At 63.9% G+C, this 18,690-nt stretch carries 16 protein-coding genes; 12 read left to right on the forward strand and 4 right to left on the reverse strand.

From position 1 onward, the window contains the following. The 6 genes from J2X50_RS24395 to J2X50_RS24420 form a co-directional block, all read left to right on the forward strand. The coding region (locus tag J2X50_RS24395; protein WP_429098792.1) for a formate--tetrahydrofolate ligase at positions 1 to 91 on the forward strand (91 nt) is incomplete at its 5' end. A 271-nt stretch (positions 92 to 362) separates the two neighbouring features. Then, positions 363 to 1,496, forward strand: a complete 1,134-nt coding sequence (locus J2X50_RS24400; protein ID WP_429098762.1) for an aminomethyltransferase family protein — start codon at positions 363 to 365, stop codon at positions 1,494 to 1,496. A 19-nt stretch (positions 1,497 to 1,515) separates the two neighbouring features. Continuing rightward, the gene (locus tag J2X50_RS24405) at positions 1,516 to 2,109 is read left to right on the forward strand and encodes a dimethylamine monooxygenase subunit DmmA family protein (protein ID WP_429098764.1); all 594 of its coding nucleotides are present in this window, start codon (positions 1,516 to 1,518) and stop codon (positions 2,107 to 2,109) included. Next, positions 2,106 to 3,071 (forward strand): PDR/VanB family oxidoreductase, encoded by a 966-nt coding sequence (locus tag J2X50_RS24410; protein ID WP_429098766.1) that lies wholly within the window; start codon positions 2,106 to 2,108, stop codon positions 3,069 to 3,071. The genes J2X50_RS24405 and J2X50_RS24410 overlap by 4 nt, the downstream gene beginning before the upstream one ends. A gap of 28 nt (positions 3,072 to 3,099) precedes the next feature. Beyond that, a complete protein-coding gene (locus tag J2X50_RS24415) occupies positions 3,100 to 4,140 on the forward strand; it encodes a heme-dependent oxidative N-demethylase family protein (protein WP_429098768.1) in 1,041 nt (346 codons plus the stop codon). Between the two features lie 97 nt (positions 4,141 to 4,237). Further along, positions 4,238 to 4,645 carry a group II truncated hemoglobin gene (locus J2X50_RS24420; protein WP_429098770.1) on the forward strand — a complete coding sequence of 136 codons (408 nt, stop codon included), beginning with the start codon at positions 4,238 to 4,240 and terminating at the stop codon, positions 4,643 to 4,645. A gap of 103 nt (positions 4,646 to 4,748) precedes the next feature. Here the strand turns inward: J2X50_RS24420 and J2X50_RS24425 are convergent, their stop codons facing one another. Continuing rightward, positions 4,749 to 5,426: a helix-turn-helix domain-containing protein gene (locus J2X50_RS24425; protein ID WP_429098794.1), complete on the reverse strand. Its 678-nt coding sequence runs from the start codon at positions 5,424 to 5,426 to the stop codon at positions 4,749 to 4,751. A 349-nt stretch (positions 5,427 to 5,775) separates the two neighbouring features. Continuing rightward, positions 5,776 to 8,139, reverse strand: a complete 2,364-nt coding sequence (locus J2X50_RS24430) for a DUF1989 domain-containing protein (protein ID WP_429098772.1) — start codon at positions 8,137 to 8,139, stop codon at positions 5,776 to 5,778. Between the two features lie 308 nt (positions 8,140 to 8,447). Between J2X50_RS24430 and J2X50_RS24435 the strand changes: the two genes are divergently transcribed. After that, positions 8,448 to 9,173 carry a FadR/GntR family transcriptional regulator gene (locus J2X50_RS24435; RefSeq protein ID WP_429098774.1) on the forward strand — a complete coding sequence of 242 codons (726 nt, stop codon included), beginning with the start codon at positions 8,448 to 8,450 and terminating at the stop codon, positions 9,171 to 9,173. Here the strand turns inward: J2X50_RS24435 and J2X50_RS24440 are convergent. Continuing rightward, positions 9,156 to 10,469: an ABC transporter substrate-binding protein gene (locus J2X50_RS24440; protein ID WP_429098776.1), complete on the reverse strand. Its 1,314-nt coding sequence runs from the start codon at positions 10,467 to 10,469 to the stop codon at positions 9,156 to 9,158. The two genes, J2X50_RS24435 and J2X50_RS24440, sit on opposite strands and share 18 nt — an antisense overlap. 161 nt (positions 10,470 to 10,630) lie before the next feature. Here J2X50_RS24440 and J2X50_RS24445 point away from each other — a divergent pair, with 161 nt between their 5' ends. Continuing rightward, positions 10,631 to 11,998 (forward strand): NAD(P)-binding domain-containing protein, encoded by a 1,368-nt coding sequence (locus tag J2X50_RS24445; RefSeq protein ID WP_429098779.1) that lies wholly within the window; start codon positions 10,631 to 10,633, stop codon positions 11,996 to 11,998. Positions 11,999 to 12,457: 459 nt separating this feature from the next. Here J2X50_RS24445 and J2X50_RS24450 read toward each other — a convergent pair whose 3' ends face one another. Next, positions 12,458 to 13,111, reverse strand: a complete 654-nt coding sequence (locus J2X50_RS24450) for a response regulator transcription factor (RefSeq protein WP_429098795.1) — start codon at positions 13,109 to 13,111, stop codon at positions 12,458 to 12,460. Positions 13,112 to 13,618: 507 nt separating this feature from the next. Between J2X50_RS24450 and J2X50_RS24455 the strand changes: the two genes are divergently transcribed. The 4 genes from J2X50_RS24455 to J2X50_RS24470 form a co-directional block, all read left to right on the forward strand. Continuing rightward, positions 13,619 to 15,328, forward strand: coding sequence for an APC family permease (locus J2X50_RS24455; RefSeq protein WP_429098781.1), 1,710 nt, complete (start codon positions 13,619 to 13,621; stop codon positions 15,326 to 15,328). A gap of 78 nt (positions 15,329 to 15,406) precedes the next feature. Then, positions 15,407 to 17,122 (forward strand): APC family permease, encoded by a 1,716-nt coding sequence (locus J2X50_RS24460; RefSeq protein ID WP_429098784.1) that lies wholly within the window; start codon positions 15,407 to 15,409, stop codon positions 17,120 to 17,122. Positions 17,123 to 17,409: 287 nt separating this feature from the next. Next, the gene (gene folD / locus J2X50_RS24465) at positions 17,410 to 18,300 is read left to right on the forward strand and encodes a bifunctional methylenetetrahydrofolate dehydrogenase/methenyltetrahydrofolate cyclohydrolase FolD (RefSeq protein WP_429098787.1); all 891 of its coding nucleotides are present in this window, start codon (positions 17,410 to 17,412) and stop codon (positions 18,298 to 18,300) included. A 55-nt stretch (positions 18,301 to 18,355) separates the two neighbouring features. Continuing rightward, the coding region (locus J2X50_RS24470) for a formate--tetrahydrofolate ligase (protein WP_429098789.1) at positions 18,356 to 18,690 on the forward strand (335 nt) is incomplete at its 3' end.

Consider the following 18,690-nt stretch of genomic DNA (forward strand, 5'->3'; position numbering starts at 1 on the left):
CGAGATCATGACCATGCCCGGCCTGCCCAAGGTCCCCTCCTCCGAGAAGATCTTCCTCAACGAACAGGGCCAGATCGAAGGCCTGTTCTGAGGGCTGAGCCCAGGCGTCCCAGACACCCGAGGCCCGGCAATCTGCCGGGCCTCGTCGTTTCCGGCCTCACCGCCGTTTCGGGTGGCAGCCAATTCCGCGCACGGGTGTCCGGCCCGACGGCCTCATCCAAAAGTTGCCTATCAGTAAAATTTCTTGCACTTGGATATTGCCCTTCCGGCAGATTTCGAGTCAATATGTCTCCGACACAACGCCCCAACGGCGAGGTCGCCGTTCCCGGGGCGGAATGGACAGAGTGGAGGAGATTTATCAAATGACAGCTTCCTGGCGTTTTTCGACCCTGGGCGACCGCCACCGCGCGCTCGGTTCCAAACTCGAAGACTGGAGCGGCATGGGCACGGCCTGGTCCTATGACAAGGACGCGAACGAGGAATACGTCGCGATCCGCACCAAGGCCGGCCTGATGGACGTTTCGGGCCTCAAGAAGGTCCACATCACAGGCGCCCACGCCTCGCATGTCATCGATCTCTGCACCACGCGCGACGTCGAGAAGATCTATCCCGGCAAGTCCGTCTATGCCTGCATGCTCAACGATGCCGGCAAGTTCACCGACGACTGCGTCATCTACCGCATCTCGACCAACTCCTGGATGGTCGTGCACGGCTCGGGATCGGGCCACGAGGAACTGACCCGCGCCTCGATCGGCCGCGACGTCTCGGTCCGCTTCGACGACAACCTGCATGATCTTTCGCTGCAGGGCCCGCTCGCCGTCGACTACCTCGCCAAGCATGTGCCGGGCATCCGCGACCTCAACTACTTCCACCACATGCAGACCCAGCTTTTCGGCCTGCCGGTGATGATCTCGCGCACCGGCTACACCGGCGAGCGCGGCTACGAGATCTTCTGCCGCGGCCAGGACGCGGGCAAAATCTGGGACACCATCGTCGAGGAAGGCAAGCCGATGGGCATCATCCCGACGCGCTTCACCACGCTGGACATGCTGCGCGTCGAGAGCTACCTGCTGTTCTACCCCTACGACAACTCGCAGAAGTATCCGTTCGCCAACGAAGGCCCCGGCGACACGCTGTGGGAACTCGGCCTCGACTTCACCGTCAGCCCGGGCAAGACCGGCTTCCGCGGCGCCGAGGAGCACTACCGCCTCAAGGGCAAGGAACGCTTCAAGATCTTCGGCGTGCTGCTCGACGGCGACAAGGCCGCTGACGAAGGCGCCGAGATCTGGCGCGACGGCAAGAAGGTCGGCGTGGTAACCTGCGCCATGTATTCGCCGCTCGTGAAGAAGTCGATGGGCATCGCCCGCCTCGACGTCGACTGCGCCATCGTCGGCACGCCGCTGGAGATCCGCAATGCCAGCGGCACCGTCAAGGCGACCGCCCAGTCGCTGCCGTTCGACGATCCGAAGAAGCTGAAGCGCACGGCAAAGGGCTGAGACCTTGGACAGTGCACCGGTGAAGACGATCCTCAGTCGCCCGGTCTACGGAATGTTGTCCCCGCAGGCCGGTAGCAGCCACCTTCTCATAGCGGACGCCGAAGGGGCGTCCGCGATACTGGACCTGGCGAGGCAGGCGCCCGAAGGGTTCTTCGCCAGTGCCCATGTCATCTTCATACCGGGCCGGACCGGCAACTGCTTCCAGGACAGCCTGAAGGCGCTCAAGCCGGCCCAGTATTATGAGGGTCCGTCATTCGCGGCAGCGTTGCCGCGACTGAAATGGACCCTCGCCAACGCCCATATGGGCCTGCGTATCTACCTCGCCGGCACCGAAGGCCTGATCGGCCAGGCCATGCTGGCGGCGACCGAGGCGGGCATCGACCATGCCTCGATCCAGACCGAGCAGCGCGGCTCGCTCGCAAGGCGCGTGCAATGCGTACATTGCAAGGGGATCACCGAGGAGGTGACCACCCAGCCGGTGACCTGTTCGCACTGCGGGCTGCTGCTGCTGGTGCGCGACCACTATTCGCGCCGCATCGCCGCATTCCAGGGCGTCTGCATCAACGCGGAGGACCCGACCGAGGTCCCTCACAAGGAGGAGATTTTCCGGTGAGCGCGGGAACAACCAAACTGAACGTCACCGTGACCGACGTCGTCGCGGTCAACGAACTGGTCAAGCGCTTCCATTTCGAGCGCACCGACGGCGAGGACCTGCCGACCTTTTCGGGCGGCGCCCATGTCGTCGTCGAGATGCGCGACGCCGACAAGACCAGGCTCAATCCCTATTCGCTGATGAGCTCGCCGCTCAACACGCGCGACTACACCATCAGCGTGCGCCGCGACGACTCCGGCCGCGGCGGCTCGCTGTTCATGCACAACCGCGTCAAGCGCGGCATGGAGATGGTGATCAGCTATCCGGTGAACCTGTTCTCGCTGGATCTGCGCGCCAAGAAGCATCTGATGATCGCCGGCGGCATCGGCATCACGCCCTTCCTGGCGCAGACCGCGCAGCTCGCCTCCGCGAGCGGCAATTTCGAGCTGCACTACACCTGCCGCACCGAGGCGCTGGGCAGCTACACGGACGTGCTGCGCGAGCGCTACGGCAACCGCGTGCACCTCTACTACGACGACCGCAACGAGCGCATCCCGCTCGAACGCCTGCTCGCCACCCAGCCGCTCGGCACGCACATCTATGTCTGCGGCCCCGCAGGCATGATCAACTGGGTGCGGGAAACCGCCGCCCAGCACGGCTGGCCGGAAGGGACGGTGCACTACGAGCATTTCGCAGCGCCGCAGCCGGGCAAGCCCTTCGACGTCACGCTGGCCGTGTCCAAGAAGGAGATCCGCGTCGGTGAGCAGCAGAGCCTGCTCGAGGCCCTGGAAGCCGCGGGCATCGACCCGCCCTATCTGTGCCGCGGCGGCGTCTGCGGCCAGTGCGAAACGAACGTCGTCTCCTATGACGGCACGTTCAAGCACAACGACCATTGGCTGAGCGAGGAGGAACACTGCTCGGGCAAGAAGATCATGCCGTGCGTGTCGCGGTTCGAGGGAAGATCACTGGTTCTCGAACGCTGACAACCGGCCCCGGAATTGGGAGGATTTCATGGGTATCAATTTCAGGAAAGAGACGTTCCGCGACGACTTCACCTTCAGGAACAGTCCCGAGCAGGTCAGGCGGTTTCCGTTCCCGTTCAACGAAGACTCCTACATGTATGCGGTGAACATCGAGCCGCACGTGCCCGGCCCGAAGAACTCGGTCTTCGAGCATCTCATCGACGTCGACGAGCACTACGTCTCGGAGATGCAGGACCGCGCCATGGTGCTGGCGGAGGATCCGCTGCGCTGCCAGTCGCTGCCGCACATGACGCTGGCCGGCTGGGACCTTCTCGAATTGCTGATGACCGAGAAGGCCAAAAGCTATCCCGAGCATTTCGAGCTGACGCGGGAAGGCGACCGGTGGCGCTGGGTCAACCGGCCGCTCGGCATCGACGACACCTTCACCTTCGGCGATCTCTCCACCCTGCCCTACGGGCCGATGGAATACATCACCCGCCAGAGCCAGGGCGATTTCGCGGTCCTCGACCAGCGCGAGGGCAATCTGTGGATGGACGCCGGCATGGTGACCACCCAGGCCGACTGGTCGCTCGACTTCGACATCGGCATGAACTTCTTCGAGTGGCACGCCCCCGTGCCCCTGGCGCACGAGAAGGGCATTTTCACCCGCGCGCTGAAATTCCTCACCAACGTCCAGCAAGGCCAGCCGGCGCGTCGCCTGAACTGGACCATGACCATCAATCCGCGGCTCGACACCAGCCCGGAGAACTTCCACAAATGGGGCTCCGACCGTTTGACGGTCACGCCCGAGAATGTCGGCGAGAAGGTCCACCTGCGCGTCGAGTTGCAGAGCTTCTGGCGGCTGCCGCGTTCCAATGCGCTGGTATTCCCGATCCGCTGCTATCTGATCAAGATGGAGGAACTGGTGGCGCAGCCGAAATGGGCACGCCGTTTCCACCGCGTGCTGCGCGACCTGCCGAACGAACTTGCCGACTACAAGGGCCTGACCCGCTACCGCCCGACGGTCGTCGAATGGCTGTCCAAGTACGACGACGGCGCCCCGACCTCGCCCGGCTTCAGCCCGGACTGATCGGCCGACGATACCAGGGGCGGTCCCGGCAAAGGCGGGGACCGCCCCTATCTTTACAGGCAAAGCCGTACGCGGCCGCATCTGGTCGGAGGTGACGATGAACGAGCCGCTGCAGCCCGCAAGGCGATCGCTGTTTTCCGAACTCGGCGGCGAGGAGGCGATCCACCGCCTGGTCGAAACCTTCTACGACATCGTCGAACAGGATGCGGACGCCGAACTTCTGCACCGCCTGCATCTGCGCGGCCATGGCGTCGCCCATTCGCGCGAGGAACAGTTCAACTATCTCTGCGGCTTCTTCGGCGGGCCAAGCTACTACGTGCAGAAGCACGGCCATTCCAGGCTCAAGGAAATCCATGAGCATGTCGAGATCGGCCCGGAAGAGCGCGACCTCTGGCTGAAATGCATGCGCCGCGCGGTGGAAAAGGCCGACATCCCGGATAACTGGCGCGACATGGTCATGCGCCATTTCGGCTTCGCCGCCGAGACGGCCCGCAACAGGGACTGAACCTGCTTCGCCGATCCTATGCCGCCGGCGCGACCACCGGCGTTCGCCGGTCCCCGCAACCATCCCCAGTCCAGAACCGCTGACCTGGCCAGCGGCGGGACGTTCAGTCGCCGCCGTTGCCCTGCGGGTACGAAATGATCGACAGGTACTTGATCGGCAGCGTGGTCAGTTCCTCCGGGCCGTGCGGCGCATCGGCGTCGAAGAACAGGCTGTCGCCGGGCGTCATGCGGTAGAGGTTGTTGCCGTGGCGGTACACCACCTCGCCCTCCAGCATGTAGAGGAACTCCATACCCTCGTGCTGGAACATCGGGAAGACGTCGGAATCTTCCGAGAGCGAGATCAGGTAGGGTTCGACCGTCACGCCGGCGGTGTTCGAGCCGATGTGGCCGAGCAGGTTGTACTGGTGGCCGGCGCGCGTGCCGCGCCGTTCGACGTCGACCCCCTCGCCCGCCTTGACGAAGACGGCGTTGCGCTCTTCCTCGAAGCGGCGGAAGAAGGCGGTGAGCGGCACGCCCAAGGCCCGCGACAGCGCCTGCAGCGTCGTCAGCGACGGTGAGGTGATGCCGTTCTCGATCTTGGACAGCATGCCGAGCGAGATGTTGGTCATCGCGGCGAGGTCGGCGACGGTGATGCCGAGCTTCTTGCGGAAGGCGCGCACCTCATGGCCGAGCGCCACCTCCAACACCTTTTCGGGCGTGTCGCGAATGGCATGCGGATCTTGCTTGAGCGGCGCCGGCCGCCCCTTGGTGGTGACGACGGCCGCTCGCTTGCCATCGAGTATCGCGGCAACAGACTGGTCTTCTTTCACGTCAAATATTCCCCATTCGGCGATTCATAAGGCCAAAAGTGCACGTCAGGTAATTTTCTTTCCTCTTGCTTACAAGTTCCACGAAGATGGAATCTTGGTCGGCAGGAACCGGTTCTTGCAGCGACGGCCTCGCGAGGCATGATTTCATCCCGATGCTGGCTGCGCCAGAGACGATACTCCCCCAAGGGCATCCATCGCAGAATATTCGTTCCGCTACCAGCAGCAAAGGGTCGAAGGCCGGTGCGCTCGGCCCTTTTCCGTTCGCACCGACCTCCCTCCATCTCGGCACTTCAGCCGGCCGCTGCCGGCTGCGATCCCGCCCTTACGACCTCGGCCTCGTCTTCTGCGGATCGTAGTGGGCGAAAGGCACGATGCGGGCCGGCAGACGCTTCTGGTGGCCGTCGAGCTTGCCGATCTCCACCTCGGTGCCGACATTGGCGTGCGTGGCGTCGACGCGGGCGAGCGCGATGTTCTTCTTCAGGATCGGCGAACGCATCGACGAGGTGACGACGCCGATCTGGGCGCGGCCGATATGGACGCAGTCGCCGTGGCCGACGGCGACGTTTGCATCGATGTCGAGGCCGACCAGCTTGTGGATCGGATGCTCCTTGCGCCGGATCAGCGCCTCGCGGCCGATGAAGTCGTCGGTCTTGGTCTTGAGCGGCACGGTGAAGCCGATGCCGGCCTCGAACGGGTCGGTCTGGTCGGAGAACTCGTAATTGGCGAAGATCAGGCCCGCCTCGATGCGCACCATGTCGAGGGCGGCAAAGCCCATCGGTTTCAGCCCGTGCGGCTGGCCCGCCTCCCAGACGGCATCGAAGACCTTCTCGGCGTCGCGCGGATGGCACCACACCTCGTAGCCGAGCTCGCCGGTGTAGCCGGTGCGCGACACCACGATCGGCACGCCCTGCGCATCGCCGATGCGGCCGATGGTGAAACGGAACCATTCGAGTTCGGAGAGCGACGGCTGGTGCGGCGGCGTCCAGACGATCTGCTTGAGGATGTCGCGGCTGTTCGGGCCCTGGACGGCGATGTTGTGCATCTGGTCGGTCGAGGAGCGGACGAGCACCTTGAGGCCGAGCTTTTCGGCGACCTCGCGCAGCCACACGCCGGAATAGTCGTCGCCGCAGATCCAGCGGAAATTGTCCTTGCCGAGGCGGAGAAGCGTGCCGTCGTCGACCATGCCACCATGCTCGTAGCACATGGCGGTGTAGACGACCTGGCCGACGCCGAGCTTCTTGACGTCGCGGGTCAGCGTATACTGCATCAACGCTTCGGAATCGGGGCCGGTGACCTCGAACTTGCGCAGGGCGGAGAGGTCCATCACCACCGCCTTCTCGCGGCAGGCCCAATATTCCTCGATCGGGCCTTCCTTGGCGAATTCGTTCGGCAGCCAATAGCCCTTGTACTCGATGAAGTTGCGCGTGTGCTTGGCGAAGCTCGAGTGGAAGGCGGTCTCACGGGTCATCTTGGGTTCGGCGTCAGGGGTCATTCGTCTAGCTACCGCTCGCGAGAATTTGTTCTGCCCGGAATAGGTCCGGACGTGGATGTCTGTGAGGTTCCAGCCGTTGGACGGCGTGGTGTCGTCGGGGCAGGCCGACGACACGCAGACGATGTCGGTCAGCGCCCTGAGCAGCACGTAGTCGCCCGGCCGCGACCAGGGTTCGTCGGAATACATCACGCCATGGGCGTCGATGCCGGTATTGAAGAAGAAGTTCGCCGCCATCCAGCCCGCGCGCGGCGTCACCCCCCTGTCGGCGAGCGCGCCATTGAAGTTCTCCGAGCAGTTGATGTGCCCTGGATAGCCGATGTCGTCGTAATATTTGGCGTAGCAGGCGAGCGCGAAGGCGTCGTGGCGGCCGCAAGTGTCCTGGATGACCTCGACCAGCGGCTCGAAGTCCTGGTCGTAATACTTGGCGTGCAGGCCCGGCATCGGATAGGCGTGGCCCATCAGCGAGCGGGTCGCGGTGACGTCGAGGGCGAGGTCGCGGCCCTTGTCGAGCTTGCGCGCCGAGAAGCACTGGAAGTCGGTGCACTGGCGGCCGTCGACGTCGATGATCTGGATGTAGTCGCCGGCCTTGACGAAATAGGCTTCGGCCGTGCGCGACTTGACCCTGAGATCCAGCACCGGATCGGCGAGCGGGTCGGGCAGATCGGACTTGCCGGCCTTGCGGACGGTCGCCCGCTTCACCATGACCACCAGCGGCGTCGAGGTGTCGTGGCCGTCGACCGCCATCGGGCCACCGGGCGCGGCAACCACCAGCGTGCCGTCGCGGCTGGCAACGAAGCTCTCCTCCTTGCCGGCTGGCGTGCCGGCGTCGAAGAAGCGAACCGCCTCGGCGCGGCCGAGGTCGAGCTTGCGCCTGGCCAGCCCGAGGCGGAACTTCTGCAGGCTGTCGTCGCCATTGGCGAGCAGGTCCTTGAGCCCCGACGCGTCGCTGTTGGTGCGCGTACCCAAAATGCCGGGATCGGCGCGGCCCGCGGCATCGAAGGCGACGAGTTCGCAGGGCTGGCCGCCCTCGAGATTGCGGATGGTGATGCGGTCGCCGGCCTCGATTTCGAACAGCGCCGCCCCCGCGCCCGGCACGTGATAGCGCTCCATGCCGGGCATGAGCAGACCGGGCTGCAGGATGAGACTGGGCTTTGGCGGGCCCATCGTCACGGCGGGGTAGTCTGCGATCGTCATTACCACCTCGTCAGGAATTTGCCTGTGTGTAAAAATATTTCAATCTAGAGAATACCTGATTTTGCCGTCCTAGCAAGGCTTCGTTTCGCCGCAATGCCGGAAAATGAGGCAAGGTGACCGTCCGCCGGGCAGCCTCCCGGGCTAGGCTCGGGGTCGCTTGAAGCTCCTTCCCCAGCCCACCGGGCGATTGCCCCGGCCGGCTTGGCCGTGTTACCGAATCGTATTCGACAAACATTTCAAACTTAGACTGTGCTGCGGTAGGATTCGTCTCGTGGCCATGAGGCAGAACTGACATGCAAGGCCGTGAAATGAAGGTTAAGACCGACCAGCTCACATCTCAGATCATCGCCAGCTATTCGGTCGGAGCGACGGTGCAGACCGTCCTGGATCGGTTGTTTGCGAAGATAAGTTCGGAGGAATATCCGCTGAATGCGCGCCTTCCGTCGGAACGGGCGCTGGCTTCGGAGATGGGGGTAGCCCGCAACACGGTGCGCGAGGCGCTGGACGTGCTGGAGGCCCGCAAGGTCATCAAACGGCGTCCCGGCAGCGGCAGTTTCGTGACCTATCGCTCGGAAGACGTGCCGGAGCGGGGAGACAGCTCGGTGGCAATGGAGACCAGCCCATTGGACCACCTCGTGGTGCGCGGCATCCTCGAGCCAGAAATGGTCCGCCTCGCCGTCATCAACATGACGCCCCGCGAGGTGTGGGACCTCGAACAACTCATGTCCAAGATCGAAAACGTGCATACCGACGTTGCCGCTTTCGTGAAATGCGAAGAGGAAATCTATCGCAAGATTGCCGAGGGAACACACAATCCGCTGCTGGCATCCTGCTACAATCTGACGATCGAGGCCTGCCGGGTGAGCTTTCGCACCACCCTGCTCCGCCGGCACCTGTCGCCGAAGCGGATCCTCGAATACCAGCAGCGCTACAACGCGCTGTTCAATGCGATTGCCTCTCGCGACGTGGAGCGTGCCGTCGAGTTCATCAAGCTGCACCTGATCGAGGAGCAGAAGCTATTTCTGCAGGAGTAATTCCGGCGTCCGTCCCTGCAGGGCGGTTCCGTTCCCGCTCGATCGCAGGCGCTGTTCCCAGAGTTGCCCCAGATCCGACATTTCCTGCTTGAGCAGGCCGCCGTGGCGTTTCAGCCAGCGCGGGATCGAGCCGAAGGCGGCGATCTTGGCCTTGCCGTTCTTCAGCGTCACCACCGGCCAGTCTCCGACCAGCGCGTTGTCGATCCCGAACATGCTTTCGCCCCACCAATGCGCCGGACCGAACGCGTGGGTGACATGCCCAAGCTGCTTCATTGCCGCCAGCACGGATGGAGAATTGACGCTGTTGCACTTTTCGACCGCCGCATGCCAGATATCCAGGATCGCGACATACTCCCAGCTCACCGCGGTCCAGGTGCCGGGGAAGCGGTGGTTGTATTCGTCGAAGAAGCCCTTCGGCTGATTGAAGAAAAACGTCTTGTCCGTCAGCTTCTCGTCATCGAAATCCGGAAACTGGAAGACGAAGCCTTCCATGAAACCAACGGACGTTCGGGCAACGAGCTGGTCGTAATAATCCAGCGTGCAGGATATGATCTGTCCCTTGAAGCCCCGCGCATGGGCATACTCGGTCATGGCATGGACCATGGGCGTGTAGCTGGTGCACCAGCATAGGATATCGGCGTTCGAATCCAGCATCGGCTGCACGATCGCGGCAGCATCGGTCGTGTCGGGATCATACTGGATTTCCTTGGCAATCCCGACATTGGCAGCCTTGAAGGCTGCGCGGTAGGTCGCAAGCGAGGGAAGGCCGAGCGCATCGGACTGGCTGCAGATCGCGACGGTCCGAAGCTCGGGCCTTGCATGCGCCAGCCAGTCCACCCCCGTCACGTTGTAGATCGGGTGCGTTTCGCTGGGTGCGATCAGGTAAGGCGTATCCGGCGACAGGTCGCTGGGCAAAAGGGTCGAGGTCAGGACTTTGCGATGGGCGAGGTAGTCCCGTATCTGCGCCATCGTATCGCCGCCCAGCATCATCAATAGCTTGACGTCGTGCTGTTCGACCAGATGGCGCGCGCCTTCCGCGGCCCGCCCGGCATCGTAGTCGCAATCAAATTCGACGATCTTGATCGGATAGCGGCGTCCGTTGATCAGCAGCCCGCCGGTCTTGTTCAGCCAATCCTCCCAGATCCGGCAGCCATGCAATCCGGGCAGGCCCCATGACTCCGCCTGGCCGCTGAGCGGGGCCAGGAAGCCGATTTTCACTGCGTTCGGCATGCCGACGGACAGCCGGGGCAGCAGGCTCGAAACCGCGAGTTGATGGGCAAAGCTGGAATTCTGCATGTCCTTAGATACCATCGAAGGCCGGAAGCGCCATCCTGATCACACGAAATTTTTCTTCCTCACAGGAAACTCGGTTGACAAATTGGTATATCGGCAGGCAACATCAACTGGACCAGAGGAACCAATAATCAAATTTGGTCTATACCAAAAAGGAGGAAACCATGACAGCCAAGCGTGTCGCCGTAATCGGAGCCGGACCGTCGGGTCTTGCGCAGCTGAGGGCATTTCAATCGGCCGCCGAGAAGGGCGCGGACATCCCGGAAATCGTCTGCTTCGAGAAGCAGGCCAACTGGGGCGGCCTCTGGAACTACACCTGGCGCACGGGCCTCGACCAGTATGGTGAACCCGTCCACGGTTCGATGTACCGCTATCTGTGGTCGAACGGCCCCAAGGAGGGCCTGGAGTTCGCCGACTATTCCTTCGAGGAGCATTTCGGCAAGCAGATTGCCTCCTATCCGCCGCGCGCGGTCCTCTTCGACTACATCGAGGGCCGGGTGAAGAAGGCCGGCGTGCGCAAGTGGATCCGCTTCGAAACGGTCGTGCGCATGGTGACCTGGAACGAGCAGACCAGGAAATTCACCGTCACCGTCCAGGACCTGCCCAAGGATCATTGCTATTCCGAGGAATTCGACAACGTCATCGTCGCCTCGGGCCATTTCTCGACCCCGAACGTCCCCGAATTCCCCGGCTTCGACCGCTTCAACGGCCGCATCCTGCACGCCCACGACTTCCGCGACGCCCGCGAGTTCATCGGCAAGGACATCCTGATCGTCGGCACCAGCTATTCGGCCGAGGACATCGGCTCGCAGTGCTGGAAGTACGGCGCCAAGTCGATCACCAACTGCTATCGCACAGCACCTATGGGCTTCAAATGGCCCGACAACTGGGAAGAGCGGCCGCTGCTGGAAAAGGTCGAGGTCAACACCGCCACCTTCAAGGACGGCTCGACCAAGAAGATCGACGCGATCATCCTGTGCACCGGCTACAAGCACCACTTCCCGTTCCTGCCGGACGACCTGCGCCTGAGGACCGCCAACCGGCTGGCGACCGCCGACCTCTACAAGGGCGTCGCCTATGTCCACAATCCGGCGCTGTTCTATGTCGGCATGCAAGACCAGTGGTTCACCTTCAACATGTTCGACGCCCAGGCCTGGTGGGCGCGCGACGTCATCCTCGGCCGCATCAAGCTGCCTGCCAGCAAGCAGGCGATGGTTGCCGACGTCGAGGACCGCGTTGCCCGCGAGGATGCCGGCAAGGACTCCCACGACGCGATCGAGTACCAGGGCGAATACGTCAAGGAGCTGATCGCGGAGACCGACTATCCGAGCTTCGACGTGGACGGCGCCAACGAGGCCTTCTTCGAGTGGAAGGAACACAAGAAGAAGGGCATCATGGAGTTCCGCAACCACTCCTACCGCTCGGTCATCACCGGCACGATGGCGCCGGCGCATCACACGCCGTGGAAGGACGCGCTGGACGACTCGCTGGAATCCTACCTGCGCACCGCCTCCCCCGTCGCGGCGGAGTGAGGGCCCGGCCAGCCGGGGCCACCTGCCCGGCATGATCTGCCATGCCGCCCCCTCCGGGGCGGCATTTGCCTTTGTGGGGGCCAGCACGGGGCTGAGGGCGACGATGAATGGGCGGCAGCAGTAGCGGGACTTGCATCTCAGGCCGCCTGCTTCAACTACCCCCTCACCGGCTCGCCCCTTCGACAAGCTCAGGGCAAACCACCTTTCCCCCACTCCGCGAGGGAGAGGAATCGTTAATCACCACCGCATCGGCCTCGGCAGATTTGCCGACCTCGCAGGACAGGAGCTCCCGCCCTCGCCAGGACTTGGGTTCCTCGCCCCCACCTAGTGGGGGAGAGGTGCCGAGCGAAGCGAGGCGATGAGAGGGTATCGCGCGATGCGTGGTTCGGGCTCGCAGGCCGCAGCGCGGCAGCGCGCCAGCCCTGAGGGGCCCGGCGCGTTCTGGAAAAAGGCACCCTGCTACGAACTCAGGCTCGGGCCGCGGTTCTTCTCGCTGGCATAGAGCGCGACCGCCATGGCGCGGTTGCGGACGTCGAGCTTGTCGTAGAGATTCTTGAGGTGGTACTTGACCGTGTTCTCCGAGATCCCGGTACGCGCGGCGATCTGCAAATTGGTCCAGCCGTCGGCAAGGACCGAAAGCAGCTCGCGCTCGCGCGTCGTCAGCCTGGACAGCGGCGTGTCGTTGATCTTCGACACGTCCATGTAGGGAATGCAGATGCGGCCATGCGCGACCGCCACCAGCGTGTCGAACAGGATCGCCGGGTCGTCGAACTGGTAGCAGAAGCCCTGCACGCCCAGCCGCACGCACTGCTTGAGGATGGCGACGTCATGGTCGTTGGAAAAGATCACGACACGCGCATGCAGCGCGCGCCGCTGCATCTCGGCCAGCACCTCGCCGCTGTCCATGTCGGATAGCTTCCAGCCGAGCACGGCGATGTCGAAGCCCGGCTGCGACGCCGATGCCGCCTCGATGAAGGCCTTGCCCGTCTGTACGCTCTCGACCAGCTCGAAACGGCTGTCGCGCGACAGCATGTCTCCAAGCGCGGCGATCACCAGCGGATTGCGCTCGGCGATCAAGACCCTGAACTTCTTATCTCCGGCCACGGACACCACCTCAATCCCGATGCCTTGGCGCTGACCTTTCCATTCGGCGTTCATGTTCCTCCCGCCTATGCTTCTGCGCACACCTCTTCCCTACTCTACGCGCGTTGCCGGCCGGGCTCCTGCCCCTGCGCGACCTTCGCCATCCTCCATGGCGACGCTGATTAGCGATTGCGCAATTCATATCATGAATGATTTTTTCCTTCCAGTGCAATCAGTCATTTCGACGCGGGTACCAATCTTGAGCCGGCGAAGGGCCTCTTGGCGCCAAAACCACCCATCCGGGTAGGCCGCGGCTGGCCGCCCGGATACGCCGCGGCCGGCCAACCTCCGACCCGGTCCGGTATCCGGCGAACTTTCCTCTCAGGGTGCGACGAAATGGCTTGACGGCGCCTCGGATTCGGACAAACTTTACCTTGAGGAAAAAAAGAAGCCTAAGCGGAAAAAACATGCGTACCACGAAACCGAGGAGGTCGGCGTGGGCGACGGGCAGTCTTTAGCTAATGGGGAACTGAGCCAATGAGCGCTGTAACGGACATCAGTCCGGCGGAGACCGCCGGCCAACTTCATCGAACCATCGACTGGCGGGGCGCCTTCTGGGTTGCCAGCGGCGTGCCGCCCCTCGTCCTGTTTTCGATCGGCGGCATTGCCGGCACGACCGGCAACATCGCCTTCCTGATCTGGACGCTGTCCATCGTGATGGGCTTCATCCAGTCCTTCACCTATGCCGAGATCGCCGGCCTGTTCCCGAACAAGTCGGGCGGCGCCTCGGTCTATGGCGCGACCGCCTGGCTGCGCTATTCCAAGTTCATCGCGCCGCTGTCGGTGTGGTGCAACTGGTTCGCCTGGACGCCGGTGCTGTCGCTCGGCTGCTCGATCGCGGCCGCCTACATCCTGAACGCCCTCGCCCCGATCCCGGGCTTCACCGAGACCTCGCCAGAGGTGCTGCAATACATGGCGGCGAATGCGGGCGTGAGCGCCGCTGACGCGGTCGCGGCGGTGACGACGACGGCAACGCCGGCGATCCGCACCTGGACGCTCTACAGCCACACGCTCGGCCCGGTCGGCTTCTCGCTCAACGCGACCTTCTGGATCGGCGCGGTGCTGATGCTGCTCACCTTCGCCATCCAGCACCGAGGCATCCTCGGCACCGCCAACGTGCAGAAGGTCGTCGGCCTCCTGGTCATCGTGCCGCTGCTCGTCGTCGGCGTCGTCCCGATCATCACCGGCCAGATCAACTGGGCCAACTACTCGCCGCTCGTGCCTTTGGCCGCGGCCTATGCGCCGGAGCCCGGCTCATGGAACGTCGCAGGCTGGACGCTGGCGCTGGGCGGCATGTTCATCGCCGCCTGGTCGACCTACGGCTTCGAGACCGCGGTCTGCTACACCCGCGAGTTCAAGAACCCGGCCACCGACACCTTCAAGGCCATCTTCTATTCCGGCCTGCTGTGCATGCTGCTCTACATCCTGGTGCCGTTCACCTTCCAGGGCGTGCTCGGCCTCAACGGCATGCTGGCGACGCCGATCGTCGACGGTTCGGGCGTCGCCGACGCCATGGCCAACATGGTCGGCGGCGGCGGCCTGGTGAAGACGCTGCTGGTGATGCTGATGATCCTGGCGCTGCTGCTGGCGATCATGACCGCCATGGCCGGCTCCTCGCGCACCCTGTACCAGGGTTCGGTGGACGGCTGGCTGCCGCGCTACCTCAGCCACGTCAACGAGCACGGCGCGCCCACCCGCGCCATGTGGACGGACCTGATCTTCAACCTGGCCCTGCTTGCCATCGCCTCGACCGACGCCACGAGCTTCTTCTTCATCCTCGCGGTGGCGAACTGCGGCTACATCATTTTCAACTTCCTGAACCTCAACGCCGGCTGGATCCACCGCATCGACAACGGCCATATCCACCGTCCATGGAAGGCGCCGACCTGGCTGCTGGTGCTCGGCACCATCTTCGCCTTCGTCAACGCCGTCTTCATGGGCGCCGGCGCCAAGGTCTGGAACCCCACCGCGCTGTGGGCCGGGCTCTTCACCGTGGCGCTGATCATCCCGGTGTTCTGCTTCCGCCACTACATCCAGGACGGCGGCAGGTTCCCCGAGCACATGCTCGAGGACCTCGGCATGCACGAGGCCGACCTGCGCAAGAAGAAGGCCGGCATCCTGCCCTATGTGACGCTGATCGCCGGTCTTGCCGTGGTACTGATATCCAACTGGTTCTTCGTGCTCTGACACGCCGGACCCAATAACAACAACTGCCGGTCCCGTGCTGAAAGGCACGGGACCTTTCGACAAGGTCGGGGAACGACAATGAGCACGACAACAACCACATTCAGCGACGCGGGCGACGGCCAGCTCCACAGGACCATCGACTGGCGCGGCGCCTTCTGGGTCGCCAGCGGCGTGCCCGCGCTGGTGCTGTTTTCGATCGGCGGCATCGCCGGCACGACCGGCACGCCGGCCTTCCTGATCTGGACGGCCTCGATCATCCTCGGCCTGATCCAGTCCTTCACCTATGCCGAGATCGCCGGGCTGTTCCCGTCCAAGTCGGGCGGCGCCTCGGTCTACGGCGCCACCGCCTGGCTGCGCTATTCCAAGTTCATCGCGCCGCTGTCGGTGTGGTGCAACTGGCTCGCCTGGACCCCGGTGCTGTCGCTCGGCTGCTCGATCGCGGCCGCCTACATCCTCAATGCGCTGGCGCCGATCCCCGGCTTCAGCGACACTTCGCCCGAAGTCGTCGCCTGGCTCGCCGATCCGGCAAACGCCGGCAAGGCCGCGGCCGAAGCGATCGCCGCGCTGACGGCGGCCGCCACGCCCGCCATCCGCACCTGGACGCTCTATCACGGCACGCTCGGCCCGGTCAGCTTCTCGCTCAATTCGGTGTTCTTCATCGGCGTCGTCCTGATGCTGGTGACCTTCGCCATCCAGCACCGCGGCATCCTCGGCACCGCCAACGTCCAGAAGTTCATCGGCCTGGTCGTCATCGTGCCGATGCTGATCGTCGGCGTCGTGCCGATCCTCACCGGCCAGATCAACTGGGCCAACTATTCGCCGCTGGTGCCGCTGGCCGCGGCCTATGCGCCCGAACCCGGCACGTGGAACGTCGCCGGCTGGACGCTCGTGCTCGGCGGCATGTTCATCGCCGCCTGGTCGGCCTACGCCTTCGAGACGGCCATCTGCTACACCTCGGAGTTCAAGAACCCCGGTCGCGACACGGTGCGGGCGATCTTCTACTCCGGCCTCTTGTGCCTGGCGCTCTACACGCTGGTGCCGTTCACCTTCCAGGGCGTGCTCGGCCTCGAAGGCATGCTCGCAACCCCTATCGTCGACGGTTCGGGCGTGGCCGAAGCCATGGCCAGGATGGTCGGCGGCGCCGGCTTCGTCACCTCCATCATGGTCATGCTGATGATCCTGGCGCTGATGCTGTCGATCATGACGGCGATGGCAGGCTCGTCGCGCACCCTATACCAGGGTTCGGTCGACGGCTGGCTGCCGCGCTACCTCAGCCACGTCAACGGCCATGGCGCCCCCACCCGCGCCATGTGGACGGACCTGATCTTCAACGTCTTCCTGCTCGCCATCGCCGCGGCCGATGCCACCAGCTTCTTCTTCGTGCTGTCGGTGTCGAACTGCGGCTACATCATCTTCAACTTCCTCAACCTGAACTCGGGCTGGATCCATCGCATCGACAACGGCCATATTCACCGGCCATGGAAGGCGCCGACGATCCTGATCGCGGTCGGCGCCCTGCTCTCCTACGTCAACGCCATGTTCATGGGCGCCGGCGCCAAGGTGTGGAACCCCTGGGCGTTGTGGGCCGGCTTCATCGCCGCCGCCCTCATCATCCCGGTGTTCTGCTACCGTCACTACGTCCAGGACGGCGGCAAGTTCCCCGAGCACATGCTCGACGACCTGGGAATCAGGCAGGAGGACTTGAAGCAGCGCAAGGCGGGCATGCTGCCCTATCTCACCCTGGTCGCGGGCGTCGCCGTGGTGCTTCTGGCCAACTGGTTCTTCATCATCTGAGGAAAAATCCGCAATTTCACGTGTGGAGGCCGGCGCAAGCCGGCCTTTGCCGTTTTATGGTGCGGCTTCAGACCCCTACGGAATAACGCTCACAAGAAACGTCCCGGCTAATATTTCTTTGCATGAAACATTCTTGCATTAAGGTTGACTTCCCCACGCCGCCCCTGTTATAGATTCTGACGGGAAAATTCAGCGCGAATAGCTGGCCGGATGTCGCATCCGAAGCTACAAACCGACGGCTCGTGCCGTAGGGATGGCCGCGCTCGCCTGGGAGGAATTGCACGGACATGACGACGGTAATCGATGGTAAGGCAGTGGCCGCCGACGTGGTGGCAAAGGTCAGGGCGGCGGCAGATCAACTGATCGCCTCGACCGGCGTGACCCCCGGCATCGCGGTGGTCATCGTCGGCCAGGATCCGGCGAGCCAGGTCTATGTCTCGTCCAAGGGCAAGAAGGCCAAGGAATGCGGCTTCCATTCGGTCGAGCACGCGCTGCCGGCCGAGACGGCCGAGTCCGACCTGGTTGCACTCATCCAGAAGCTCAATGCCGATCCCGCGATCCACGGCATCCTGGTGCAACTGCCCCTGCCCGACCACATCGACGCCGGCAGGATCATCCAGACCATTTCCGCCGACAAGGACGTCGACGGCTTCCACTTCACCAATGTCGGCAAGCTCGGCACCGGCGAGCTGGACACCGCCTTCGTGCCCTGCACGCCCGCCGGTTCCATGCTGCTCATCGAGCGCGCCATCGGCCGCGACCTGTCGGGCCTCAACGCCGTGGTGGTCGGCCGCTCCAACATAGTAGGCAAGCCGATGGCGAACCTTCTGCTCAACGCCAACGCCACCGTCACCATCGCCCACAGTCGCACCAAGGACCTGCCGGCGCTGTGCCGCACGGCCGACATCCTGGTCGCCGCGGTGGGCCGTCCGGAGATGATCAAGGGCGACTGGGTGAAGCCGGGTGCCACCGTCATCGACGTCGGCATCAACCGCAGCGAGGGCGCGAACGGCAAGTCCAGGCTGGTCGGCGACGTCGACTATGCCGGCGCGGCCGAACAGGCCGGCGCGATCACGCCCGTGCCCGGCGGCGTCGGACCGATGACGATCGCGCTTTTGATGGCCAATACCGTGGCCTCCGCCTATCGCGCCGCCGGCAAGTCCGCGCCGCGCTTCTGATCCGGACGCCTTCGGGCTGCCTGAAAAAATCGAACCAACTCAAGGGAAGAGAGTCATGGCCGAATTCAAGACCGACATCGAGATCGCGCGCGGCGCCAAGAAAAAGCCGATCCAGGAGATCGGCGCCAAGATCGGCATCCCGAGCGAGCATCTGCTGCCCTATGGCCACGACAAGGCCAAGGTCTCGGCCGAGTTCATCGCCAACGCGCGCAAGAACAAGGACGGCAAGCTGGTCCTGGTCACCGCCATCAACCCGACGCCCGCCGGCGAAGGCAAGACCACGACCACCGTCGGTCTCGGCGACGGCTTGAACCGCATCGGCAAGAAGGCCGTGGTCTGCATCCGCGAGGCCTCGCTCGGGCCGAACTTCGGCGTCAAGGGCGGTGCCGC

This window comes from Aminobacter sp. BE322 (assembly GCF_050433525.1).
Lineage (GTDB): Bacteria > Pseudomonadota > Alphaproteobacteria > Rhizobiales > Rhizobiaceae > Aminobacter.

Bases quoted from the DNA above. Each gene is read 5' to 3' on its own strand.
- J2X50_RS24400 (WP_429098762.1), top strand. From the start codon at position 363: ATGACAGCTTCCTGGCGTTTTTCGACCCTGGGCGACCGCCACCGCGCG.
- J2X50_RS24415 (WP_429098768.1), top strand. From the start codon at position 3,100: ATGGGTATCAATTTCAGGAAAGAGACGTTCCGCGACGACTTCACCTTC.
- J2X50_RS24420 (WP_429098770.1), top strand. From the start codon at position 4,238: ATGAACGAGCCGCTGCAGCCCGCAAGGCGATCGCTGTTTTCCGAACTC.
- J2X50_RS24430 (WP_429098772.1), bottom strand. From the start codon at position 8,139: ATGACGATCGCAGACTACCCCGCCGTGACGATGGGCCCGCCAAAGCCC.
- J2X50_RS24435 (WP_429098774.1), top strand. From the start codon at position 8,448: ATGAAGGTTAAGACCGACCAGCTCACATCTCAGATCATCGCCAGCTAT.
- J2X50_RS24440 (WP_429098776.1), bottom strand. From the start codon at position 10,469: ATGCAGAATTCCAGCTTTGCCCATCAACTCGCGGTTTCGAGCCTGCTG.
- J2X50_RS24445 (WP_429098779.1), top strand. From the start codon at position 10,631: ATGACAGCCAAGCGTGTCGCCGTAATCGGAGCCGGACCGTCGGGTCTT.
- J2X50_RS24455 (WP_429098781.1), top strand. From the start codon at position 13,619: ATGAGCGCTGTAACGGACATCAGTCCGGCGGAGACCGCCGGCCAACTT.
- J2X50_RS24460 (WP_429098784.1), top strand. From the start codon at position 15,407: ATGAGCACGACAACAACCACATTCAGCGACGCGGGCGACGGCCAGCTC.
- folD (WP_429098787.1), top strand. From the start codon at position 17,410: ATGACGACGGTAATCGATGGTAAGGCAGTGGCCGCCGACGTGGTGGCA.